19 protein-coding genes are annotated in these 24,235 nt (G+C 72.0%); 13 read left to right on the top strand and 6 right to left on the bottom strand.

Going from position 1 to position 24,235, the window contains the following annotated elements; translation table 11 throughout:
- Positions 1–195: 195 nt before the first annotated feature.
- Positions 196–1,005: a GNAT family N-acetyltransferase gene (locus ACZ60J_RS39295; RefSeq protein ID WP_469689029.1), complete on the bottom strand. Its 810-nt coding sequence runs from the start codon at positions 1,003–1,005 to the stop codon at positions 196–198.
- Between the two features lie 59 nt (positions 1,006–1,064).
- On the opposite strand from ACZ60J_RS39295, the gene ACZ60J_RS39290 reads away from it, so the two are divergent.
- From ACZ60J_RS39290 to ACZ60J_RS39265, 6 genes are all read left to right on the top strand, one after another.
- Positions 1,065–1,511 (top strand): cupin domain-containing protein, encoded by a 447-nt coding sequence (locus tag ACZ60J_RS39290; RefSeq protein ID WP_469689022.1) that lies wholly within the window; start codon positions 1,065–1,067, stop codon positions 1,509–1,511.
- A gap of 191 nt (positions 1,512–1,702) precedes the next feature.
- Entirely contained in the window at positions 1,703–3,952 is a 2,250-nt protein-coding gene (locus ACZ60J_RS39285; protein WP_469689021.1) for an MMPL family transporter, read from the top strand.
- Positions 3,953–3,991: 39 nt separating this feature from the next.
- Positions 3,992–4,546 (top strand): GNAT family N-acetyltransferase, encoded by a 555-nt coding sequence (locus tag ACZ60J_RS39280; RefSeq protein WP_469689020.1) that lies wholly within the window; start codon positions 3,992–3,994, stop codon positions 4,544–4,546.
- Positions 4,547–4,692: 146 nt separating this feature from the next.
- Positions 4,693–5,280 (top strand): hypothetical protein, encoded by a 588-nt coding sequence (locus ACZ60J_RS39275; RefSeq protein ID WP_469689018.1) that lies wholly within the window; start codon positions 4,693–4,695, stop codon positions 5,278–5,280.
- A gap of 221 nt (positions 5,281–5,501) precedes the next feature.
- A complete protein-coding gene (locus ACZ60J_RS39270) occupies positions 5,502–5,669 on the top strand; it encodes a hypothetical protein (RefSeq protein ID WP_469689016.1) in 168 nt (55 codons plus the stop codon).
- An 81-nt stretch (positions 5,670–5,750) separates the two neighbouring features.
- Positions 5,751–8,786, top strand: coding sequence for a helix-turn-helix transcriptional regulator (locus ACZ60J_RS39265; protein ID WP_469689027.1), 3,036 nt, complete (start codon positions 5,751–5,753; stop codon positions 8,784–8,786).
- A 32-nt stretch (positions 8,787–8,818) separates the two neighbouring features.
- On the opposite strand, the gene ACZ60J_RS39260 is transcribed toward ACZ60J_RS39265, so the two are convergent.
- The 3 genes from ACZ60J_RS39260 to ACZ60J_RS39250 form a co-directional block, all read right to left on the bottom strand.
- Positions 8,819–8,983, bottom strand: coding sequence for a DUF6191 domain-containing protein (locus tag ACZ60J_RS39260; protein WP_469689025.1), 165 nt, complete (start codon positions 8,981–8,983; stop codon positions 8,819–8,821).
- A gap of 51 nt (positions 8,984–9,034) precedes the next feature.
- A complete protein-coding gene (locus ACZ60J_RS39255; RefSeq protein ID WP_469689014.1) occupies positions 9,035–10,336 on the bottom strand; it encodes a PQQ-dependent sugar dehydrogenase in 1,302 nt (433 codons plus the stop codon).
- Between the two features lie 98 nt (positions 10,337–10,434).
- On the bottom strand, positions 10,435–11,436 hold the full coding sequence (locus tag ACZ60J_RS39250) for an aldo/keto reductase (RefSeq protein WP_469689012.1): 1,002 nt from the start codon (positions 11,434–11,436) through the stop codon (positions 10,435–10,437).
- A 100-nt stretch (positions 11,437–11,536) separates the two neighbouring features.
- Here ACZ60J_RS39250 and ACZ60J_RS39245 point away from each other — a divergent pair, with 100 nt between their 5' ends.
- The 6 genes from ACZ60J_RS39245 (at position 11,537) to serA (ending at position 21,373) form a co-directional block, all read left to right on the top strand.
- A complete protein-coding gene (locus ACZ60J_RS39245) occupies positions 11,537–12,493 on the top strand; it encodes a 2-hydroxyacid dehydrogenase (RefSeq protein WP_469689010.1) in 957 nt (318 codons plus the stop codon).
- A 366-nt stretch (positions 12,494–12,859) separates the two neighbouring features.
- Positions 12,860–15,703 (top strand): putative bifunctional diguanylate cyclase/phosphodiesterase, encoded by a 2,844-nt coding sequence (locus ACZ60J_RS39240; RefSeq protein WP_469689024.1) that lies wholly within the window; start codon positions 12,860–12,862, stop codon positions 15,701–15,703.
- A gap of 215 nt (positions 15,704–15,918) precedes the next feature.
- Entirely contained in the window at positions 15,919–17,808 is a 1,890-nt protein-coding gene (locus ACZ60J_RS39235) for an acetolactate synthase large subunit (RefSeq protein ID WP_469689008.1), read from the top strand.
- 32 nt (positions 17,809–17,840) lie between these two features.
- Positions 17,841–18,365, top strand: a complete 525-nt coding sequence (gene ilvN, locus ACZ60J_RS39230; RefSeq protein ID WP_053677671.1) for an acetolactate synthase small subunit — start codon at positions 17,841–17,843, stop codon at positions 18,363–18,365.
- A 141-nt stretch (positions 18,366–18,506) separates the two neighbouring features.
- The gene (ilvC, locus tag ACZ60J_RS39225; protein WP_469689007.1) at positions 18,507–19,508 is read left to right on the top strand and encodes a ketol-acid reductoisomerase; all 1,002 of its coding nucleotides are present in this window, start codon (positions 18,507–18,509) and stop codon (positions 19,506–19,508) included.
- A gap of 275 nt (positions 19,509–19,783) precedes the next feature.
- Positions 19,784–21,373, top strand: coding sequence for a phosphoglycerate dehydrogenase (gene serA / locus ACZ60J_RS39220; protein ID WP_469689006.1), 1,590 nt, complete (start codon positions 19,784–19,786; stop codon positions 21,371–21,373).
- A gap of 98 nt (positions 21,374–21,471) precedes the next feature.
- Here serA and ACZ60J_RS39215 read toward each other — a convergent pair whose 3' ends face one another.
- Together ACZ60J_RS39215 and ACZ60J_RS39210 are read right to left on the bottom strand one after the other, a co-directional pair.
- Positions 21,472–21,699 (bottom strand): hypothetical protein, encoded by a 228-nt coding sequence (locus ACZ60J_RS39215; protein ID WP_469689004.1) that lies wholly within the window; start codon positions 21,697–21,699, stop codon positions 21,472–21,474.
- A 189-nt stretch (positions 21,700–21,888) separates the two neighbouring features.
- Positions 21,889–23,427, bottom strand: coding sequence for an MFS transporter (locus tag ACZ60J_RS39210; protein ID WP_469689003.1), 1,539 nt, complete (start codon positions 23,425–23,427; stop codon positions 21,889–21,891).
- A 103-nt stretch (positions 23,428–23,530) separates the two neighbouring features.
- Between ACZ60J_RS39210 and ACZ60J_RS39205 the strand changes: the two genes are divergently transcribed.
- On the top strand, positions 23,531–24,121 hold the full coding sequence (locus tag ACZ60J_RS39205) for a TetR/AcrR family transcriptional regulator (RefSeq protein ID WP_469689002.1): 591 nt from the start codon (positions 23,531–23,533) through the stop codon (positions 24,119–24,121).
- Positions 24,122–24,235: the final 114 nt, after the last annotated feature.

The following is a 24,235-nucleotide window of genomic DNA, read 5'->3' as shown; positions in this document are numbered from 1 at the left end:
AAGGGTGGCCGTAGGCCATCGCGTAGCGACGCGACCGCAGGGAGCGCCCTTGAGGGACCGGCCCGCGCCGGAAGGACACTGGACTGCCGGGCTCCTCCCGGAGCATGTCGAAGTCACCGGCCGGCCCGCAGCCCAGGCCACCACCCGCGCCCCCGACCACCCCCAGCCCCCCCACACCCCCACACCCCCAGCCCCCTAACCCTCCCAAATCCAAGGCACCGTCACGCCCAGGACGTCGAAGCCCAGCCGTTCCAGGATCGGGCGGCTGTCCTCCGTTGCGTCGACCTGGAGGTAGCGGATGCCCCGGTCCGCCGCCACGCGGGCGCGGTGGGCCACCAGGAGGCGGTAGATGCCGTGGCCCCGCCATTCCGGGACCGTGCCGCCGCCCCACAGGCCCGCGAAGGGGCTCCCCGGGCGCATCTCCATCCGGGCCGCGCTCACCGGGGTGTCGCCCGCCATCGCGACGACGGCTTCGATGGTGTCCGGCTCGTCCCTCAGCAGGTTCAGCATCAGGTCCTTGATGCGCGGGCGGTCCGCGCCGAAGGCGTGGCGGTGGGCCTCCATCATCAGGTCCACGCCCTCCTCGTCGGTCACCACCCGCAGGGTGATGCCCTCCGGCGGCTCCACCGGCAGGGTGGCGAGGTCGGTCACCCGGGCCACCAGGAGCGTTTCCGCGGGCTCCGCCAAGAAGCCGGCCGCGCGCAGCCGGTCTCCGAGGTCGGCGGGGCGGTCGTGGCCGTACAGCTTCCACTCGAACTCCGCCGACGGGACCTCGCCCCGGGCGGCCAGCTCCGTGAAGTACGCCACCTGCTCCGCGATCACCGCATCCGCGGTGTGCTCGTCGAGGTCCGACCAGAGCACCGTGTTCCCTCCGGATCCGGGCACGATCTGCCGTACGACCGCGCCCGCCCGTTCCACCCGCGCGTCACTGGTGTCGGGCAGGGCCTCCCGCCGCATCACGGAGTCGAACTCGGCGCGCACCTTCAGCAGGTCATTCGGATCCATAGTCATCCGGCCAGCTCACCAGCCGCCGACGGGTCCGACAACTGCATTAACCTCACCCCGTGAGCGACCACCCCCACCCCACTTCCCCCACCCCCACCACCCCCTCCGTCTACACCGGCAAGGCCACCCCCGATGCCGCCGTCGACCGGGGCTGGCTGCTGGGGCACTTCAAGGAGCCCGGCGATCCCCGCCACAGCGAGGACGTGGAGATCAAGTGGGGCGTGCACCCCAAGGGCGAGGAGCGGGCGAGCTGGGTCCGCGGGGAGTCCCGTACGGCGTTGCAGGTGTTGATCAGCGGCCGGTTCCGGCTGGAGTTCCCCGGCCGGGACGTCGTACTGGCCGAACAGGGGGACTACGTCGTCTGGGGACGCGGAGTCGACCACTCCTGGTACGCGGAGGAGGACTCGGTGGTGCTCACCGTGCGCTGGCCCTCGCTGCCGGGCTACCGGGCGGACGAGGAGCCCACCGACCCATCCGGCCGGACCTCCGCTCCGAACCCCGTGTGACCATGGTCCCGGGCATGCCCGATCGCCCTGTGACGCTGGCCACGATGGTCGCCAACGATCACCCGACGCTGCGATCGTGAAGGTCCAGAAGTGCAGAAGGTGTAGACCAGCCGCACGCACGCACGTGTTCACGCGTTCTTTCCGACGGGCCGTTCCCCGGTAAAGATCCGAACCACCAGGGAGCCCGTCCGTTGTCAGCCCTCGCACGCTGGTGCATGCGGCACCGACTCGTCGCCGTTCTGATCTGGCTCCTCGCCTTCGGCGGGACCGCCGCTGCCGCGGTCGGGGCCGGGACGGCGTTCTCCAACGACTACGAGGTCCCCGGCACCGAATCCGCCAAGGCGCACGCCCTGCTGCGGGAGGGCTTCCACGGGCAGGGCGGCGACACCGACACCATCGTGTGGCGGGCTCCGGACGGGCAGAGCGTGCGGACGCCGGCCGTGCAGGAGCGGATGACGCGGGCCCTCGACTCCATAGCCGGGCTGCCCGGCGTCGGATCGGTGGCGGGCCCCTACGGCCCCGGGCCCGAAAGCGGGGCGCGGATCAGCGCCGACGGGCGTACCGCCTACGCGGTGGTCACCTTCGACCGGCAGGCCGACTCGGTGCCGAAGGGCGAGGCGAAGGCCGTCGTCGACGCCGCGCGCAACCCGACGACCCAGGCCGACGGGCTCCAGGTCGAGCTCGGCGGGCGGGCCATCGGCCTCACCGAAGCCCCCTCCGCGCACCTCGCCGAGGTCATCGGCGTGGCCATCGCCGCGGTCGTGCTGTTCCTGGCCTTCGGGTCGCTGGCCGCGAGCCTGCTGCCCATCGCGACCGCCCTCGTCAGCGTGGGCACCGCCTACTTCGGCATCACCCTCCTCGGCCACGCGATGCCGGTCGCCGACTTCGCGCCGATGCTCGGCACCCTCGTGGGCCTCGGCGTCGGCATCGACTACGCGCTGTTCATCGTCACCCGCCACCGCAAGGGCCTCAAACGCGGCCTCCCGGTCGCGGAAGCCGCCGAGAGCGCCGTCGCCACGACGGGCCGGGCCGTGGTCTTCGCCGGGGCCACCGTCTGCATCGCGCTGCTCGGCATGCTGGTGCTCCGGCTCAACTTCCTCAACGGCGTCGCCATCGCCGCCTCCCTCACGGTGGTCCTGACCGTCGCCGCCTCGGTGACCCTGCTGCCCGCGCTCCTCTCGTACATCGGCATGCGCGCGCTGTCCCGCCGCGAGCGCCGCAAGCTGGCCGCGGAGGGGCCGCTGCCCGAGGCGGTGACCGGTTTCGCCGCCCGCTGGTCGGGCTTCGTCGAGCGCCACCCGAAGCTGCTCGGCCTGGTCGCCACCGCGGTCATGGTGGTGCTGGCGCTGCCCACGCTCTCCCTCCACCTCGGCACCTCCGACCAGGGCAACAACCCGGCCACGTCCACCACCCGCAAGGCCTACGACCTGCTCGCGGACGGCTTCGGCCCGGGCATGAACGGCCCGCTGACCGTGGTCGCCCGCCTCGGCGGGGCGGGCGACCGGGTCGCCGTGGACGCGCTGACCGAGTCGATCCGGACGACCAGGGGCGTGGCCGCCGCCGGACCGGCGGTCTTCAACCGCAGCGGCGACACCGCCGTCGTCACGGTCGTACCGGACTCCTCCCCACAGTCCCGGGCCACGAGCGAGCTGGTCGACCGGCTGCGCGAGGACGTCATCCCGCGCGCCGGCCACGACAGGTCCCTGCAGGTCCACGTCGGCGGCGTGACGGCCGGGTACGACGACTTCGCCGAGGTGATCGTCGGCAAACTGCCGCTCTTCGTCGGCGTGGTCATCGCGCTCGGCTGCGTGCTCCTGCTGCTGGCCTTCCGCTCCATAGGCATCCCGGTCAAGGCGGCCGCCATGAACGTCGCCGCCGTGGCCTCCTCCTTCGGAGTCGTCGTCGCGATCTTCCAGTGGGGCTGGGGCAGCGAACCGCTCGGGCTGGGCAGCGCGGGGCCGATCGAGCCCTTCCTCCCCGTGATCATGGTCTCGGTGCTCTTCGGACTGTCCATGGACTACCAGGTCTTCCTGGTCAGCCGGATGTACGAGGAGTGGCTGGAGACGGGGGACAACAAGCGTGCCGTGCGCGTCGGACTCGCCGAGACCAGCCGGGTGATCAACTCGGCGGCGGTCATCATGATCTCCGTCTTCCTGGCCTTCGTGCTCAGCGGAGACCGGCTCATCGCCATGTTCGGCATCGCGCTCGCCGCGGCCGTCGCCCTCGACGCCTTCGTCCTGCGGACCCTCCTCGTCCCGGCCCTGATGCACCTGCTCGGCGGAGCCAACTGGTGGCTGCCGGCCTGGCTGGACCGCCGGCTCCCGAAGATCAGCATCGAGCCCCCGGAACGCCGTCCGCATGCGAAACTTCCCCTGCAGCGGCCCGGCACGGACCCCGTCACGAGCGAGGAAGCAGCCGAGCCCGCGACCAGCTCCCGGTGACCCGGCCACCCGCCGCCCCCGACCCAAGGACGAACGCGCATGTTCTCGATAGACCTCGCCGACGACGCCCAGCTGTTCCCGCTGGAAGCCCGGCACGCGGAGGAGTTCTTCGCCCACATCGAACGCGGACGCGAGTTCATCGGCCAGTACGTCGGCTTCCCCGACCGGTCCACCGACCTGGAGTCCGCCCGCGCCCTGCTGGCCAAGTACGCCCTCACGGCAGGGGAGGACGGCGCGCGGTTCTTCGGGATCCGGCAGGGCGGCACACTCGTGGGCGGAGTGCTCTTCCCGGCGTTCGACGCGGCGTCGGGCAACTGTGAGATCGGCTGCTGGCTGGAGCCCGCCGCCGCCGGCCGCGGCCTGGTCACGAAGGCCTGCCGGGTGCTGATCGACTACGCCTTCGGCGAGCGCGGCATGCACCGCATCGAATGGCACGCCGCCACCGGCAACAAGAAGAGCCTCGCCGTGGCCGAGCGGCTCGGCATGACCCGCGAAGGCGTCATGCGCCAGAACTACGCGCACCGGGGCGTCCGCCAGGACACCGAGGTCTGGGCGATCCTCGCCGACGAGTGGTCCGCGGCCCGACCCGCCTGACCACCCCCGCGCCCGCCCCGCCCCTGCCCCGCCGTCGCCCCGTACCCGCCCGGCCCCGAGCCCTCCGCGGGGCCGGGGCGGTGCGCTGCGCGCTGCCCGGCCGGATTCTCAGGAACCTCTCAGAAAAGCCGCCTACGGTGCCCCGCATGGACACCACCAAGACCCCCGCCCCGACCGCTCCCGAGGCGGACTCCCCGGCCGACCTGAAGAAGGCCGCCCCCGACGAGACCACCGCCCCGGCCGCCGCGGACACCGCCGCCACCGAGGAGGTCGCGGGCGAGGAGCTCGCCGCCGACCTCGACGACCTCGACGAGTTCGAGGCCGCCGCCGACGAGGAGCAGAGCAGTGGTGTCGGCTCCGGAGCCTCCGCGATCGTCGCCGCCGGTCTCGGCCTGGTCGCCCTCAGCGGCAGCTGGACCTCCCGCGTCATAGGCGAGCGCGAGACCCTCAAGGGGCAGATCAGCTCGGCCAACGCCACCACCACCGCCGACAAGATCGAGGCGCTGTACGGCAACGCCTGGCACATGACCGCCCTGGTCAACGGCGTCCTGTCGACGATCGCGCTGCTCATCGCCGTGTTCGTACTGGCCCGCCCGGCCTTCGGCACCCCCGGCCGCACCCTCCCGGCATGGGTCCGCTCCGTGTCCTGGGCCGCCGTCGTCGTCGCCGCCATCGGCATCCTCGCCTTCGCGTTCATGTACGTCCTCTCCCTCCCGGTGGCCCCCGCCGCCTAGTCCGTCCGCCGCCGCACGGCGCCCCGCCTAGGCCGTTCACCGGTCCCCGGCGGGCTCGCCTAGGTACTGCCTTAGGCCGCCTCAGGGACCCCGGGTCCCGGCCTAAGGACCCCCGGCCCGTGCAGATGCGGCATGCTCCCGATGTGCCGGCACCCCCTGGGGCGCGAATCTTGGATCACACCGAACGAGGTGCAGGAGAAACGCAAACCAGGGAGCACAAGATGTTCGAGTACGAGATCGCCAACGCCCGCCGCGAAGACCTCATCCGCGAGGCCGACGCCTACCGTCTGGTCCAGGAAGCGAAGAAGGCCCGCCGCCTCTTCTCCCGGAGCCAGGAACCGGAGGGGTCGGTGAGTGGACACCGCAGCCGGTTCACCCGCGCCGCGTAACCCGCGTCGCGACACCGTGCGAACCGGCACGTGATGAGAAGCGCATCGATATCCAGTGACGGCGAGCAGGGCCCCTGTGCGATGCTCGGCGGCGTGGAGACCAGATCTGTCAGCCCGGTGTTCGTCGGCCGAGCCGACGAACTGGCCGTACTCACCGACGCCCTGACGCGCGCCGCCGGCCAGGAGCCGCAGGCACTGCTCATAGGCGGCGAGGCCGGGGTCGGAAAGACCCGCCTCACCGAGGAGTTCCTCTGCGAGGCCGACCGCCGCGGCGCGGTCGTAGCCGTCGGAGGCTGTGTGGAGATCGGGGCGGAGGGGCTTCCCTTCGCCCCGTTTTCGACTGCCCTGCGCACTCTGCACCGCCTCCTCCCCGACGAACTGGCCGCAGCCGCCGTCGGCCAGGAGGACGAACTCGCGCGCATCCTCCCCGAACTCGGCGAGACCCCGCGCGGCCCCCACGACGAGGAGAGCACCGCCCGGCTCTTCGAACTGACGGCCCGGATGCTGGAACGCCTCGCCGCCGACCGCACCGTCGTCCTCGTCCTGGAAGACCTGCACTGGGCGGACACGTCCACCCGGCACCTGCTCTCCTACCTCTTCCGCGCGCTCGGCAGCGGCCGCCTCGTCGTCGTCGCCACCTACCGCGCCGACGACGTCCACCGCCGCCACCCGCTGCGCCCGCTCCTCGCCGAACTCGACCGGCTGCGCACCGTCCAGCGCATCGAACTGTCCCGCTTCAACCGGGCCGAAGTGCGCCGCCAGCTCGCCGGGATCCTGGCCTCGCAGCCCGACGAGGACTTCGTCGAATCGGTCTTCGACCGCTCCGACGGCAACGCCTTCTTCGTCGAGGAACTCGTCGCCTCCCGCGCCAGCGGCTGTTCGACCGGCCTCACCGAATCCCTGCGCGACCTGCTCCTCGTCCGCGTCGAAGTCCTCCCCGACGCCGCGCAGCGCGTCGTGCGCATCGTCGCCGAGGGCGGCTCCATGGTGGAGTACGCCCTGCTGCGTGCCGTCACCCGGCTCACCGAGGACGAACTGATCGAAGCCCTGCGCTCGGCGGTCGGCGCCAACATCCTCCTGGCCACCTCCGACGGCGACGGCTACCGCTTCCGCCACTCCCTGGTCCGCGAGGCCGTCTCCGACGACCTGCTGCCCGGCGAGCGCGCCCGCGTCAACCGCCGCTACGCCGAGGAGCTCGAACAGGACGACACCCTCATCCGGGCGGAGGAGCGGGTCATCCGGCTCGCCGCCTACTGGTACCACGCCAGCGACGCGGTCAAGGCCCTGCCCGCCGTGCTCGCGGCCTCGGTGGCCGCCCGGCGCCGGCACGCCTACTCCGAGCAGCTGCGCCTGCTGGAGCGGGCCATGGACCTGTGGGAGGCCGTACCGGAGGACGTACGGTCCGAACTGCGCCCCGCGGACTACACCGAGGTCTACCCGCCCTGCGGCTGCGACCCGGCGACCACCCCGCTGCAACACCTCGACCTGCTGGCCGAAGCCACCGTCGCGGCCCGCTTCGGCGGCGAGCGCGAACGCGCGCTCAAGCTCACCAAGACGGCCCTGCGGCAGCTGGAGGACGGCCACGACCCGCTGCGGGCCGCCTGGTTCTGGACCGAACGCTCCCGGATGATCGCCGGCCTCGCCCGCGGCGACGGCTGGGCGGAGCTCGCCAAGGCGCAGGAGCTCGTCCGCGGGCTGCCCCCGTCCCAGGTGCACGCCGACGTCCTGGTCCGGGTCGCGAGCTGGGGCATGCTCCACAAGCCGGGGCCCGACAACCTGGTCGCCGCCGAACGCGCCGTGGAGTACGCGCGGATGGTCGGCGCCGAGGACACCGAACTCAACGCCCGGATCACCGTCGGCAGCCTGCTCGTCGACTCGGGGGAACCCGAGCGCGGACTCGCCGAGATGTTCGCGGTCAAGGAGCGGGCCGCCGAACTCGGCCTCGGCATGCTGGTGGGACGCGCGCACGTGAACATCACCTCCCACCTGGAATGCCTGGGCCGGTCCCGCGAAGCCGTGGAACTGGCCGGAGAAGGCGCCGAGCTGGTCAAGAACTCCCATCTGATGGACACCGAGGCCTACATCCGGGGGAACCTGGCGGAGAGCCTGTACAGCCTCGGCCGGTGGGAGGAGGCAGGGACGCAGGCCCGGCGCACCCTGACCCTGGTCAGCAGCGCCGCCCCGCGTGCCGCGGCCGTCGTACGGCTGGCCTACCTGGCCCTGGCCCGCGGCGAACTCGCCGAGGCCGCAGCCCAGCTCACCGCCGCCCGCACCCACTTCGGCTCCCACGAGGGCCAGCCCCAGCACCGGATCCCGCTGTTCCGCCTCACGATCGGGGTGGCCGCGGGGGAGGGCCGGATAGCCGACGTCCGCAGCGAAGTGGCCACGGCCATCGAGCACGGCTTCCCGCTCGGCAACCACCGCTACGCCTGGCCGATGCTGCTCGCCGCGGCCTCGGCAGAAGCCGACGCCCGGGGCCTGCCCGCCGCCGAGGCCGGGCGCGAGGAGGCCCTGACGGCGCTGCGCGACGCCGCCCGGAAACTGGCCACCCCGGTCCCGCTGTGGACCGCCCACTCCGAGTACCTCCGGGCCGAGCTGCTGCGCGCGGAGGCCCGGGACACCGTCGGGGACTGGACGGCCGTGGAAGCGGCCGTACGCCCCCTGGAGCGGCCCTACCTGCTCGCCAGGGCCCAGTACCGGCTCGCGGAGGCCCTGCTGGCGGCCGGCGGGGACCGCGAGGCCGCCGCCGGGCTGCTCCACGCGTCCTACACCACCGCCGACCAGCTGGGCGCCCGCAGGCTCCGCGAGGACCTGGCCCTGCTCGCGCAGCGCGCCAGGCTCCCGCTCACGCCCGTGGGCGTCCCCAAGGCCCTGCTCGGGCCGGGCGGCGCCGATCCGGTCGAGGCACTGGGCCTGACCAGCCGCGAACGGGACGTGCTGCGCCTGGTCGCGGTGGGGCACACCAACCGCCAGATCGCCGAGGAGCTCTTCATCTCACCGAAGACGGCCAGCGTGCACGTCTCGAACATCCTGGCGAAGCTGGGGGTCGCGGGCCGCGGCGAGGCCGCCGCGCTGGCCCACCGGCTCCGGCTCTTCGGCCCCGCGGCCCAGGCGTAGGCGTACGTGTAGACGTGGGCCTTGGCGTACGACTACGTCGCCGGGTGCTCCTTGGTGCGTATGAGCACCTTGCCGGAGTCCAGGTCTATCGGACCCTTTCCCGGGTCGCCGTCATTGACGTCGATCCGGGAAAGCTCCAGCCGCTTCTTCTCCTCGTCCGTGTGTTTGCGTCCCGGACTGAACAGCTCCTCGATCATGTTGAACACCGCGTCCACCGTGCCTTTCGTTCCCCCGCCGGGGCCCGCCGGTCATTCCACCGTCAGTCTCAGGATCCTGTCGTCGCCGGCTTCCGGCGACCCGCGCCCGTCCGTCTCGCTCGTGACCAGCAGCACCTTGTCCCCGCCGAGGGCCACCACGGTGCGCAGCCGGCCGTACTCGCCCGACAGGAACGCCTCGGGCTCCGCCACCGGGACCGCCCCGGCCAGCGGGATCCGCCAGAGCCGCTGCCCCTTCAGCCCGGCCATCCAGATGGAGCCCTGGGCCCAGGCGATCCCGCTCGGCGAGGCCTCGTCCGTCTTCCACACGGCCACCGGATCGCGCATCCCCGGCTTGCCGGCCTTGCCCTCGGCCTCGGGCCAGCCGTAGTTCGCGCCGGGCTCGATCAGATTCAGCTCGTCCCAGGTGTTCTGGCCGAACTCGGCCGCCCACAGCCGCTTGTCCTTGTCCCAGGCGAGTCCCTGCACATTGCGGTGCCCGTACGAGTAGACGACCGAGTCGGCCTCCGGATTGCCGTGCACCGGATCGCCGTCCGGGGTCATCCGCAGGATCTTCCCGCCCAGCGAGGTCTTGTCCTGGGCCAGCCCGGTCTGCCCGGTCTCGCCCGTCCCGGCGTAGAGCATCTTGTCCGGGCCGAAGGCGATCCGCCCGCCGTTGTGGATGAGCCCCTTGGGGATCCCCCTGAAGACCGTGTCGGGTGCGCCCAGTTGATCGCCCGCCGGTCTCTTCTCGTCATAGCGCAGCCGGGCGATGCGGTTGTCGGACTCGGTGGTGAAGTAGGCGTACACCATGCGGTCCGAGGCGAAGGAAGGGGACAGGGCCAGGCCCAGCAGCCCGCCCTCGCCCCCCGGGGCCACCCCGGGCACCTTGCCGACCGGGGTCACCGCCCCCGTGCCCACGTCGACCCGGCTGATCGTGCCCTTGTCCCGCGAGGCGACCAGCAGGTTCCCGTCGGGCAGCGGAGCCACGCCCCACGGGGACTCCAGGCCCTGGGCGGCCACGCCGGTCACCGTCACGCTCCCCTTGGCGGGCGGCGCGGGGGCTGCCGCGTCGGCGGAGGCGGAGGCGGACGGTGCCTCCGAGGCGCCGGGTGGCGAGGAGCCGGCCGCCGCGCCCGGTGGCGAGGAGCTCGGCCGGGCTCCGGTGCCGGCCGGCGGCGAGCACCCCGCCGCCAGCAGCGCCCCGCATCCGGCCAGGGCGAAGGCCGCCAGCACTCCGCGGGCCCGGGCGCGCGGGCCCCCGTAGGAACGCACCGGCGCCCCCGCCCGGCTCCGCACCCGGTCCTGGGCCTGCCCCGGCCCCTGCTCGTGTTCCCGGTCGTGTCCGTATCGCATCGCCGTACTCCCCTCCGGTCCTCCGATCGTGCCCTCACACGACTCAACAGCGCAGACCATGCCCCAAGTTCCGCCACTCGTACACTCGATCGAGTGGTTCAGGCTCCGATCGGAGCCGGCAGCGCCGACAGCTCCACGAGGTCCTCGGCGGTCAGCCGGACCTCCGCGGCCCGCGCGTTCTCCGCCGCCCGGTGCGCCTGCCCGGTCCCCGGCACCGGAACCACCTGCGGGCCCTGCGCCAGCACCCAGGCCAGCGCCACCTGCGCCGCCGTGACCTGCGCCCCGTGCCGCCGGGCGACCCGGCGCAGCCCGGCCACGAGCACCTGGTTCGCCGCCATCGCGTACGCCGTGAACCGCGGATGCCTGGCCCGTACGTCCTCGGGCTCGAACCCCTCGCCCGGGACCAGCGTCCCGGTCAGGAACCCGCTCCCCAGCGGCATCGCCGCCAGGAACCCCACCCCCCGCGCCGCGCACCACGGCAGCAGCCGCCACGCCGCCTGCGGCGACCACACCGACAGCTCCGCCTGCACCGCGCTCACCGGGAACACCTGCTGAGCCCGCTCCAGGTGCCGTACGGTCGCCTCGTAGGCCCGGTCCCCGCGCGGCCCCGCACCCGGCCCGGCGCCCGCCCCCAGCGCGCAGAAGCCCAGCGCCCGCACCTTCCCGGCGCCCACCAGCTCCGCCATCGCACCCCAGGACTCCTCGACCGGCACGTCAGGGTCCACCCGGTGCAGCTGGTAGAGGTCTATGACGTCGGTGCGCAGCCGCCGCAGCGAGGCGTCGCAGGCCCGCCGCAGGTACCCCGGGCGCCCGTCGGCCACCACGTGCACCCCGTCGGCCCGCAGCCCCGCCTTCGCCGACACGAAGGCGTCGGCGCGGCGCTCGCGCAGCACCCGGCCGAGCAGCAGCTCGTTGGTGTAGGGGCCGTACAGATCGGCGGTGTCGAGCAGGTTCGCCCCCAGGTCGAGGGCCGTGTGCAGGGTGTCCAGCGAGTCCTCGCGCTGTCTGCGCGAAGGCGCGTACGCCCCGCTCATCGGCATGCAGCCGAGGCCTATGGCCCCCACCGCCAGCGCCCCCGACCCGATCGACCTGCGCTCCACCCGGTGTCCCCCCTGGTCCGCCCCCGGCCTCGGTGGGCCTCCCGCTTCCGGCACACAAACTAACGGCTCGATCCGGATCCCCTGGCATAGCCTCCTGATCATGACTGCAGAGATGCCCGAGGCCCCCGACGTATGGCTCCCCTTCCCCGCCGAGGAGATCGAGGGGCTGCCCGATTCCTTCCGCTACCGCCACTGGGACGGCGAGGAGGCCTTCCCCGCCGACCCGGCGGCCTGCGTCTTCTACGTCACCCCGTACATGAAGCCCTCGGCCGTCACCCTGCGCCCGCTGCCCGGGATGCCCCGCCTGCGGGTCGTCCAGACCCTCACCGCCGGGGTCGACGACGTCCGGGGCGGCCTCGGCGGCCTGGCCCCCGGCATCCGGCTGTGCAACGCCAAGGGCGTGCACGACGCGAGCACCGCCGAGCTCGCCCTCACCCTGGTCCTGGCCTCCCTGCGCGGGATCCCCGGCATGGTGCGCGGCCAGGACCGCGAGGAGTGGCGCTCCGGGTTCTACGAGGCCCTCGCGGACAAGTCCGTACTGATCATCGGCTACGGGGCGGTCGGCGCGGCCATCGAGGACCGGCTCGCGCCCTTCGAGTGCGAGCGGATCGTCCGGGTCGCGCGGACGGCGCGCACCACGGCGCGCGGGCCGGTGCACGCCCTCGCCGAACTGCACCAACTCCTGCCCGCCGCCGACGTGGTGATCCTTTCCACGCCGCTCACCGAGGAGACGAGGGGGCTCGCGGGCGCCGCATTCCTCGGCCGCATGAAGGGCGGCGCGCTGCTCGTGAACGTGGCCCGCGGGCCCGTCGTCGACACCAAGTCCCTTCTGGTGGAGGTGGAGTCGGGCCGACTGCGCGCCGCCCTGGACGTCACCGATCCGGAACCGCTGCCTTCAGGCCATCCGCTCTGGCATGCTCCGGGTGTCCTGATCACGCCCCATGTGGGCGGCAGCAGCTCCGCGTTCGAGCCGCGGGCCAAGCGTCTGCTGGCCCGTCAGCTCCGCCGGTTCGCTGCCGGAGAGCCCGTGGAGAACACGGTGTTGATCACGGAATGACGGGCGGTGCGCACGCTCCGCGTTCGTCCGGATGCGCTCGGTGGGCACAACTCCCCTGTTGGTGACGGAGCGTAGAGAAACTATGTCCCTGAGTGACGAAAGTGGTGTATCGTCCGGAACAAGGGGCTGCGCCACGAACGTCTGGCGCTGGGGAGTGATCGGACACTTTGGGGGGCGACGGGCGATGCACGGCCAATGGACAAAGGATCCGACGCGGCGAAGCCGCCGGAGGCGACGGTGCCGGGACTGGACCGCGCCGGAACCAGCCGGCGAGGGGGACCGGTGACCACCCCGGGGGCGGCGCTGCTGACCCGCCGGCCCCTCACCGACAGCGGTGGCGGGGGCAGCTCCTCGAAGGGGCTGGCGATGCAGCTCCTCCTCGCGGTGGTCAGCAGCGGGTACGCCGTGGGCGCCGCGCTCGGCTGGGGGTCCGAGGAACTAGCCGAGATCATGGGCGACTTCGGGCTCAGTGCCGCAGGCCTGCTGGCCGCCGTCTCCTGTTTCAGGTACGCCCGGGCCATCGACAGCCGGGAGCGCCCGGCCTGGCTGCTGTTCGCGTTCTCCTCGCTCATGGGCTGCTGCGGCAACGCCGTCTGGGGCTGGTACGAGGTGGTCCTCGGCGAGGCCGTGCCGAAGCCCTCCCTCGCCGACTTCGCCTTCCTCTGCTTCGCGCCGCCCGCCATCGTGGGCCTCCTCGTCCTCGCGAAGCGCCCCGTCACCCGGGCCGGCTGGGTCTGCCTCGGCCTCGACTCCTGGCTCATCGGCGGCTCCCTGCTCACCCTCTCCTGGAGCCTGGCCCTCGCGCACGCCGCGCGCACCGCCCAGTCCGGAGCCCCCGGCAGCGTCCCGCGCGCGGCCCTCTCGCTGGCCTACCCGCTCCTGGACATCGCGCTCGTCTCGATGGTGCTGGTGCTGCACTTCCGCCGCTCCGAGACCAACCGCTCCGCCGTGAACACCGCCATCGCGGCCCTCGCCCTGACCGTGCTGAGCGACGCACTGTTCACCTCGCCGCTGCTCAGCGCCGAATACCAGTCGGGCCAGCTCCTCGACGCCGGCTGGTTCGCCGGCTCGCTCCTCCTCGCGTACGCCCCCTGGGGCGCCCGCCGCCTGCACCCCGGGCCCGGCCCCGAGCCCGGACCGCCCCACGCGCGCGCCGAGCGGCCGCACAGCCGCCCGATCACGGGCTCCCTGCCCGCCCTCACCCCGTACCTCGCGGCGGCCGTCTGCACCCTCGGCATCCTGTACAACGTGGTGGACGGCCGGAAGGTCGACCGGGTCGTCGTCTTCACCGGCTGCACGGTCGTGCTCGCCCTGGTGATCCGCCAGGGCATCATGCTGCTCGACAACATCGCCCTGACGCAGGAACTGGCCCAGAAGGAGAACCACTTCCGCTCCCTGGTCCAGGGCTCCAGCGACGTCATCATGATCGCCGCCCCCACCGGGACCCTGCGCTACGTCAGCCCCGCCGCCGCCGGGGTCTACGGCCGCGAGGCGGAAGAGCTGGTCGGCACCGAGCTGGCCACCCTGATCCACCCCGAGGACCTGGGCCGCGTGGTCCACGAGGTGCGCCGCTTCCTGGCCGCCCCGCCCGCCGAGGAGCCGACCACACGCATCGAGTGCCGGTTCCGCTCGGGCGCCGGCGAGTGGCTCAATGTGGAGTCCACCGTCAACCGCCACCAGGGCGGCCTGATCCTGAACAGCCGCGACGTCACCGAGCGGGTCCGGCTCCAGGCACAGCTCCAGCACAGCGCCGAGCACGACCCGCTCACCGACCTCCCCAACCGGGCCCTGTTCACCCGCCGGGTCCGCCAGGCGCTCACCGGCCGGCGGGCCGGGGACCACAGCACCGCCGTGCTCTTCATCGACCTCGACGGGTTCAAGGCGGTCAACGACACCATCGGCCACCAGGCCGGCGACGAACTGCTCGTCGAGGCCGCCCGCCGCCTCCAGGACTCCGTCCGGGCCGGTGACACCGCGGCCCGCCTCGGCGGCGACGAGTTCGCCGCCCTGATCCTGGGCGACGGCAGCCGCGACCGCAGCGCCCGCGAGTACCAGGTCCACGAGATCGCCGACCGGCTGCGCACCACCCTCTCGCAGCCCTACCGGATCGCCGGGAGCGAGGTCCGGGTCGCCGCCAGCATCGGCGTGGCCTTCGCGGATCCCGACATCACCCCTTCGGACCTGATGCGCAACGCGGATCTCGCGATGTACCGGGCCAAGGCGGGCGGCAAGAACCGGGTCGAGATGTACGCGCCCCAGATGCAGGCCGAAGTCGTCCGCAAGGCGGAGCTGGCGGGCAGGCTGCGCACCGCACTGCACGACGGGGAGTTCGCCCTGCTGCACCAGCCCGTGGTCTCCCTGGCCTCGGGGGAGATCTCGGCCGTGGTGGCGCAGGCCCGGTGGCGTTCCGCCCAGGGGATCCTGTTCACCCCCGCCGAGTTCCTGCGGGTCGCCGAGCACAGCGAGGCGGGGGCCGTCGAGGGCGGGTCCGCCCCCCGGACGGCCGTACCGGACGCCTCGCGCACCGCCGAGCTGGGGCGCTGGCTGCTGGAGGAGGCCGTCGGGCAGGCCGCCGAGCGGCACCGGGCCGGGCACGACGTCCCCGTGGCCGTACGGATGACCGCGCAGCGGCTGCTCGACCGGTCGATGCCGCTCGGCTCGGTGGAAGCCCTGCTGGCCCGCAACGGGCTGCCGTCGGGCGCGCTAGTCCTGGAGCTCGCCGTCTCCGACCCCAGGGTGCCCTTCGACGACCTGGAGCGCCGTCTGGCGGCGCTGCGCCGGCTCGGGGTCCTGATCGCCCTGGACGGCTTCGGCAGCGGTTACGCGGCCATCAGCGCGCTGCGCAGGCTCCCCGTGGACATGCTCAAGCTCGACCGGGGCCTGGTCGAGGGGGTCGTGGAATCCCCCCGGCTCCACAAGATCACCGCAGGTCTCTTGCGGATCGCAAACGACCTCGGCATGCAGTCGGTGGCGGAGGGGATGGACCTCCCCGAGCAGGTCATGGCGCTGCGCGCGATGGGCTGTACCCACGGGCAGGGAATGGCCTTCTCGGGACCTCTGGACGAGTACAGGCTGCGCCGAGCGCTCGTGCGCGGTACGTTCCCAGTACCGGGCGGTGCGGCCCAACCCGCGTTGGCCGGTGGTTCCCCAGGGGGGTCGTTGGCCATCCACAGAGGCTCACATAATGAGACGCCCGTCCCACCCGCTTGACATCACCCTCCCGCCGGAGGGAGGGTCAATGCCATGCGCACCCGAATTCTCGTACTTGGAAAGCGCGTCGGCTGAAGCAGGGACCAGCATGTCCCCGCTCAACGCACCCGACGCGCTCCCCTCGCTTGCCTCCCGGCACGAGGGGTTTTTTGTTGCACTGGCAACGTCGCATCTCGTAAGACCCTCCTCGTAAAACCCTCAGCTTCGAGAAGAGAATGCCGATGACCGAGCAGGCCACCGGGGCCCACCATCCGCAGCCGCGGGCCCGTACCGGCGGACACCAGACCGCCGCAGTTGAGCACGTCACGGGTGCGCAGTCCCTCATCCGCTCTCTCGAAGAGGTGGGGTGCGACACCGTCTTCGGGATTCCGGGAGGCTGCATCCTCCCCGCGTACGACCCGCTGATGGACTCCAAGAAGGTCCACCACATCCTGGTCCGCCACGAGCAGGGCGCCGGCCACGCCGCGACCGGCTACGCGCAGGCCACCGGAAAGGTCGGCGTCTGTATGGCCACCTCCGGTCCGGGGGCCACGAACCTGGTGACGCCGATCGCCGACGCGCACATGGACTCCGTGCCGCTCGTCGCGATCACCGGCCAGGTCTCCTCGAAGGCGATCGGCACCGACGCCTTCCAGGAAGCGGACATCGTCGGCATCACGATGCCGATCACCAAGCACAACTTCCTGGTCACCAGGGCCGAGGACATCGCCCACACCATCGCCGAGGCCTTCCACATCGCCTCCACCGGCCGTCCCGGCCCGGTCCTGGTCGACATCGCCAAGGACGCCCTGCAGTCGAAGACCACGTTCTCGTGGCCGCCCACCCAGGACCTCCCCGGCTACCGCCCGGTGACCAAGCCGCACGCCAAGCAGATCCGCGAGGCCGCCAAGATGATCGCCGCCGCCAAGCGGCCGGTCCTCTACGTCGGCGGCGGCGTCATGAAGGCCGGCGCGACCGCCGAGCTGAAGGTCCTCGCCGAGCTCACCGGCGTCCCGGTCGTCACCACCCTGATGGCCCTGGGCTCCATCCCGGACAGCCACCCGCAGAACGTCGGCATGCCCGGCATGCACGGTGCCGTCACCGCCGTGACCGCGCTCCAGAAGTCGGACCTGCTGATCGCCCTCGGCACCCGCTTCGACGACCGCGTCACCGGCAAGCTGGACAGCTTCGCCCCCTTGGCCAAGGTCATCCACGCGGACATCGACCCGGCCGAGATCGGCAAGAACCGCGCCGTGGACGTCCCGATCGTCGGTGACGCCCGCGAGGTCATCGCGGACCTGATCCAGGCCGTCCAGGCCGAGATCAGCGAGGGCAACGCCGGCGACTACACCGCCTGGTGGACGGACCTCAACCGCTGGCGCGACACGTACCCGCTGGGCTACGACCTGCCCGAGGACGGCACGCTCTCCCCCCAGCAGGTGATCGAGCGGATCGGCCAGCTGGCACCGAAGGGCACCATCTACGCGGCCGGCGTCGGCCAGCACCAGATGTGGGCCTCGCACTTCGTGAACTACGAGGAGCCCCGCACCTGGCTGAACTCCGGCGGCGCCGGAACCATGGGCTACGCGGTCCCCGCCGCGATGGGCGCCAAGGTCGGCATGCCCGAGCGCACCGTCTGGGCGATCGACGGCGACGGCTGCTTCCAGATGACCAATCAGGAACTGGCCACCTGCGCCCTGAACAACATCCCGATCAAGGTCGCGATCATCAACAACGGTGCGCTGGGCATGGTCCGCCAGTGGCAGACCCTGTTCTACAACCAGCGGTACTCCAACACCGTCCTGCACGCGGGCGAGACGGGCACCGACACGGCCGTCGGCTCCCAGCTCGGCGAGTCGGCCGCGCCCCGCATGGGCACCCGCGTCCCGGACTTCGTCAAGCTGTCCGAGGCCATGGGCTGCGTGGCGCTGCGCTGCGAGGACCCGGCCGACCTGGACAAGGTCATCGCCGAGGCCAACGCGATCAACGACCGCCCGGTCGTCGTCGACTTCATCGTCCACGAGGACGCCATGGTGTGGCCGATGGTCGCCGCCGGCACCTCGAACGACGAGGTCATGGCCGCCCGGGGCGTCCGCCCCGACTTCGGCGACAACGAAGACGACTGAGCCGAGAGAGCCTGAGAGAGAGAACGACTCACATGTCCAAGCACACGCTCTCCGTCCTGGTCGAGAACACGCCCGGCATCCTCGCCCGGATCGCCGCGCTGTTCTCCCGACGCGGGTTCAACATCGACTCCCTCGCGGTCGGTGTCACCGAGCACCCCGACATCTCGCGCATCACCATCGTCGTGAACGTCGAGGACCTCCCGCTGGAGCAGGTGACCAAGCAGCTCAACAAGCTGGTCAACGTGCTCAAGATCGTCGAGCTGGAGCAGCACAACGCCATCGAGCGCGAACTCGTTCTGGTGAAGGTCCGCGCCGACAACGAAACGCGCTCGCAGATCGTCGAGATCGTCCAGCTGTTCCGTGCCAAGACCGTCGACGTCTCCCCGGAGGCCGTCACCATCGAGGCCACCGGCGGCACCGACAAGCTGGGCGCGATGCTCAAGATGCTGGAGCCCTTCGGCATCAAGGAGCTCGTCCAGTCCGGCACGATCGCCATAGGGCGCGGCGGCCGGTCCATCACGGACCGCAGCCTGCGCGCGCTCGACCGCAGCGCCTGAGCCCGTCCGGGCCGGTGGCACCGGCCCGGGCGCGGCCCGCCCGTCCGTACCTCGCTCGCTCGTATGGCGAGACCGAGAACCACGTATTCCGTTCCCCGCCGTACGGTGGGAGCAACACCAGCGCACCAAGGAGATATCCCAGTGGCCGAGCTGTTCTACGAGAACGACGCCGACCTGTCCATCATCCAGGGCCGCAAGGTCGCGGTCATCGGTTACGGCAGCCAGGGCCACGCCCACGCGCTGTCGCTCCGTGACTCCGGCGTCGACGTCGTCGTCGGCCTGCACGAGGGCTCGAAGTCCAAGGCCAAGGCCGAGGAGCAGGGCCTGAAGGTCCTGCCCGTCGCCGAGGCCGCGGCCTGGGCGAACGTCATCATGATCCTGACCCCGGACCCGCTCCAGGCCGAGATCTACGCCGCGTCCATCGAGTCGCACCTGGAAGAGGGCGACGCGCTCTTCTTCGGCCACGGCTTCAACGTCCGGTACGGCTTCATCAAGCCCCCGGCCAACGTGGACGTCGCCCTGGTCGCCCCGAAGGGCCCGGGCCACCTGGTCCGCCGCCAGTACGAGGAAGGCCGCGGCGTGCCCTGCATCGCCGCCGTCGAGCAGGACTTCACCGGCAGCGCCTTCCAGCTCGCGCTGTCGTACGCGGCCGGCATCGGCGGCACGCGCGCCGGCGTCATCAAGACCACCTTCACCGAGGAGACCGAGACCGACCTGTTCGGTGAGCAGGCCGTTCTCTGCGGTGGCGCCTCCGCGCTGGTCAAGGCCGGTTTCGAGACGCTGACCGAGGCCGGTTACCAGCCCGAGATCGCGTACTTCGAGTGCCTGCACGAGCTGAAGCTCATCGTCGACCTCATGTACGAGGGCGGCCTGGAGAAGATGCGCTGGTCGGTCTCCGAGACCGCCGAGTGGGGCGACTACATCACCGGTCCCCGCATCATCACCGACGCCACCAAGGCCGAGATGAAGAAGGTCCTCGCGGAGATCCAGAGCGGCGAGTTCGCCAACACCTGGATGGCCGAGTACAAGGCCGGTCTGCCGAAGTACAACGAGTACAAGAGCGCCGACGAGGCGCACCTGCTGGAGACCACCGGCAAGAAGCTCCGCAAGCTGATGAGCTGGGTCGACAACGACGAGAGCTGATCCGCTGGGTCGCAGGGCCGGGACGGTGCGTCCCGGCCCTGCGGCACACCGGCCGGGCACCCGCGCGAGGGGCCTTCCGGGGGGCTGCTTGTCCACCCTGGCCAATCTCGTGCGGGTGATCCTTCCGGACAGGCGGAATTCCTTCCCGGATCCGCCACTACACTGCTCAACACAACGCGTCAGGCCCACAGTGTCGTGCGTCTTCCACGCGGCTACCCCCTCCACCGCCTGCGGCCGTCGGGACGGCCGTCCGCACTGGACTTGTGAGGACCCACGTGAGCTCGAAACCTGTCGTACTCATCGCCGAAGAGCTGTCGCCCGCCACCGTCGAGGCGCTCGGCCCGGACTTCGAGATCCGGCACTGCAACGGTGCCGACCGCGCGGAGCTGCTCCCCGCGATCGTGGACGTCGACGCGATCCTGGTCCGCTCCGCGACCAAGGTCGACGCCGAGGCCATCGCCGCCGCCAAGAAGCTGAAGGTCGTCGCCCGTGCGGGCGTCGGTCTCGACAACGTCGACGTCTCGTCCGCCACCAAGGCCGGCGTGATGGTCGTGAACGCTCCGACCTCCAACATCGTCACCGCCGCCGAGCTGGCCTGTGGCCTGCTCGTCGCGACGGCCCGCAACATCCCGCAGGCCAACACCGCCCTGAAGAACGGCGAGTGGAAGCGGAACAAGTACACGGGCGTCGAGCTCAGCGAGAAGACCCTCGGCGTCGTCGGCCTCGGCCGCATCGGCGTCCTGGTCGCCCAGCGCATGTCGGCCTTCGGCATGAAGATCGTCGCGTACGACCCCTACGTGCAGCCCGCGCGCGCCGCCCAGATGGGCGTCAAGATGCTGACGCTCGACGAGCTGCTCGAGGTCGCCGACTTCATCACCGTGCACCTGCCCAAGACCCCCGAGACCCTCGGTCTCATCGGGGACGAGGCCCTGCACAAGGTCAAGCCGTCCGTCCGCATCGTCAACGCCGCCCGCGGCGGGATCGTGGACGAGGCCGCGCTGTACTCGGCCATCAAGGAGGGCCGCGTCGCCGGCGCCGGCCTCGACGTGTACGCGAAGGAGCCCTGCACGGACTCCCCGCTGTTCGAGCTCGACCAGGTCGTCTGCACCCCGCACCTCGGCGCGTCCACGGACGAGGCCCAGGAGAAGGCCGGTGTCTCGGTCGCCAAGTCGGTGCGCCTCGCGCTCGCCGGCGAGCTCGTGCCCGACGCGGTCAACGTCCAGGGCGGCGTCATCGCCGAGGACGTCCGTCCCGGCCTGCCGCTCGCCGAGAAGCTCGGCCGCATCTTCACCGCCCTCGCGGGCGAGGTCGCGGTCCGCCTCGACGTCGAGGTCTGCGGCGAGATCACGCAGCACGACGTGAAGGTGCTCGAACTCTCCGCGCTCAAGGGTGTCTTCGAGGACGTCGTCGACGAGACGGTCTCCTACGTCAACGCCCCGCTCTTCGCGCAGGAGCGCGGGGTCGAGGTCCGCCTGACCACCTCCTCGGAGTCCCCGGACCACCGCAACGTGGTGACCGTGCGCGGCACCCTGTCGGACGGCCAGGAGGTCTCGGTCTCCGGCACGCTCGTGGGCCCGAAGCACCTGCAGAAGATCGTCGGCATCGGCGCGTACGACGTGGACCTGGCGCTCGCCGACCACATGGTCGTCCTGCGCTACGCCGACCGCCCGGGCGTGGTCGGCGCCGTCGGCCGCATCCTCGGTGAGGCCGGCCTGAACATCGCGGGCATGCAGGTCGCCCGCGCCGAAGAGGGCGGCGAGGCCCTCGCGGTCCTCACGGTCGACGCCGAGGCCCCGGTGGGCGTCCTCGCGGACATCGCCACCGAGATCGGCGCCGTCTCGGCCCGTACGGTCAGCCTCGGCTGACGCAGCGACAGCAGACAGACAGACGCTCGGCCGGGGTTTCCCGGCCGAGCGTCTTGATGCGGGGCGCCGATCCGGTTTCGCAACGGGCCCTGGTGGGGTTAGTCGACCGTCTCCCCGTCGTACATGCCGCCCCTGCAGGTCGGGAGCACGGGCGTAGACCGGTCGATCGTTCCGCCGTTGTCCGTGCACTCACCCGGGGTGACGCTGGCCGGGGTGACGGTGGCGGCGGTGACGGTGGCAGCAGTGGCGGTGGCAGCGCCTGTGAGACCGAGTCCGGCGAGGGCTGCCGTGGCGCAGACTGCGGCGAAGGTTCTTCGAATGCGCATTTGGTTCGCCTTTCACAGATTGCCTCGGTTGGGGCACTATCCAGCTTGATCTTCACCCATGTGGGTGGCGCGTCATATTGGGCCATTCGGGTGAACGTGTTGGCGCGTGCGGGGTCGGTGACGCGGCCTGTCGGGGTGGAGGACAGCCGTGCCGGCGAATCCCCGGGCCCTTTCGTGCGTCCCGCCCCGTTACGCCGCCGCGGGCGCGAGGCCCTCACCGGCCGGGGCCGGGTCCGCCGGGGCCCCTGCTCCGCGCCCCCGGAGCAGGGTCGCGGCCAGCAGCGCCGCCGCGAGGAGCAGGACCGTACCGCCCCAGGCGGCGTACTGCATCCCGTGCACGAAGGCCTCCCGGGCCGCGGCCAGGACCTGCTCGCCGGCCGCGCCGCCGAGCTCCTGGGCGGTGGCCACGGCCCCGCCGAGGGTCTCCCGTACGCCGGGCTCGGAGCCGGCCAGGTCGGAGCGGTAGACGGCCGTGCCCAGGCTGCCCAGGAGGGCCATCCCGAGGGCGCCGCCGAGCTCCTGGCCGGTCTCCAGCAGGGAGGCGGCCGAGCCGGCCTTCTCGGCGGGGGCGGAGCCGAGGGCCATGTCGGAGACCAGGGACATCACGATGACGATGCCGGAGGCGAGGACCCCGGCTCCGGCCAGCAGCAGCCACAGCGAGTCGGTGCCCACCAGGCCGATCAGGACGAAGCCGGCGGCGGCGAGGACGAAGCCGCCCGCGATCACGTGGGCCCGGTCGGTCTTCTGGGCGAGGGCCGCGCCGACGGGGGCGGCGGCGCCGATGAAGAGCGAGGGGGCGAGGCTCCAGAGGGCGGCTTCCAGGGTGCCCATGCCGAGCACCGACTGCAGGTACTGGGTGGTGAAGTAGGCCGAGCCCATCATGGCGAAGGCGGCGACGGTGTTCAGGCCGATGCCGGCGCCGAAGCCGCGCTCCCGGAAGAGGGCCCGGGAGACCATGGCGTCGTCACGGGTGCGCTGGCGGCGCACGAAGAGCCACCCGAAGGCCAGCCCGGCGGCGAGGCAGCCGGCGTACAGCGGGGTGAAGCCCTCGGCGGCGATCTCCTTGAGGCCGTAGACCACCGGCAGTACGGCGGCCATCGACAGCGGCACGCTCAGCAGGTCGAAGCGGCCGGGCGCCGGGTCCTTGAACTCGGGGACCAGCACGGGGACCAGGACCAGCAGGAGCAGCATCGCGGGCACGTTGATCAGGAAGACGGAGCCCCACCAGAAGTGGTTCAGCATCACCCCGCTCATGACCGAGCCGAGGGCGATGCCGCCGGTCATGGCGCCGGACCAGATCGCGATGGCCTTGCCGCGCTGCCGGTCGTCCCGGAAGAGGTTGCGTACGAGGGCGAGCGTGGACGGCATCAGGGTCGCGCCGCCGATGCCGAGCAGCACCCGGGCGGCGATGAGCATCTCGGCGCTGGTGGCGTAGGCGGCGGCGACGGAGGCGAGTCCGAAGGCGGCCGCGCCGGCCAGGAGCAGCCTGCGGCGGCCGATCCGGTCGCCGAGCGAGCCCATCGTGACGAGCAGGCCCGAGAGGGCGAACGCGTAGCTGTCGAAGATCCAGAGCTGCTGGGTGGCGCTGGGGTCCAGCTCCCGGGTGATGGCGGGGATGGCGAAGTAGAGGACGGAGACGTCCATCGAGACCAGGAGCAGGGGGAGCACGAGAACGGTGAAGGCGATCCATTCCCGGCGACCGGCGAGACGTGCTGCGGGGTTCGTCATGAGCAGCAATGTACAAGCGTCATAAACGACTGTCTAGTACGTCTGTATAGAACGATCGTATGAAACGTTTGTCTTGGACGGATGTCTTGGCTACCGTGAGGCCATGGGACATCGCGAAGACTTGCTGGAAGGCGCCAAGAAGTGCCTGGTCGAGAAGGGTTTCGTGCGGACGACCGCGCGGGACATCGTCAACGCGTCCGGTGCGAACCTGGCGTCGATCGGCTACCACTACGGATCGAAGGACGCCCTGCTGACGCAGGCGTTCATCGGCCTGGTCGAGGAGTGGGGTGACCGCTTCACGTCCGACTTCCGGGCGGAGGGCGGCTCGCTGGAACGCTTCCGTGAGGTGTGGGACGGGGTGCACGCCGGACATGAGCGGTCCGGGCCCATCTGGTCGGCCAGCATGGAGGTGGCGCTGACCCGCGACGGCCTGCCGGAACTCCGGGAGCTGCTCGCGGCCTCGCAGGGGGAGGGGCGCAAGGGGCTGGTCGCCATGTTCACCGGCACCCCGGAGGAGGAAGTCACCGAGGAGGACGTCCGGACGAGCGGGGCCTTCTACCAGGCCTTGCTCAACGGGTTCATGCTCCAGTGGCTCTTCGACCCCTCGTCGGCCGCCACCCCCGCGGAACTGACGGAGGGCATGCGGCGTGCCGTGGAGGCGATGGCGAAGGCCGGACCCGGCGCGACGGCCTAGTGCCGTGACCGGAACGGCCGCGGGGGGGGGGGGGGGGGGGGGGGGGGGGGGGGGGGGGGGGGGGGGGGGGGGGGGGGGGGGGGGGGGGGGGGGGGGGGGGGGGGGGGGGGGGGG

The organism is Streptomyces sp. NPDC104226, from assembly GCF_055584085.1.
The sequence above is the reverse complement of the archived record's forward strand: the minus strand, read 5'-3'. Positions and strand labels throughout refer to the sequence as shown.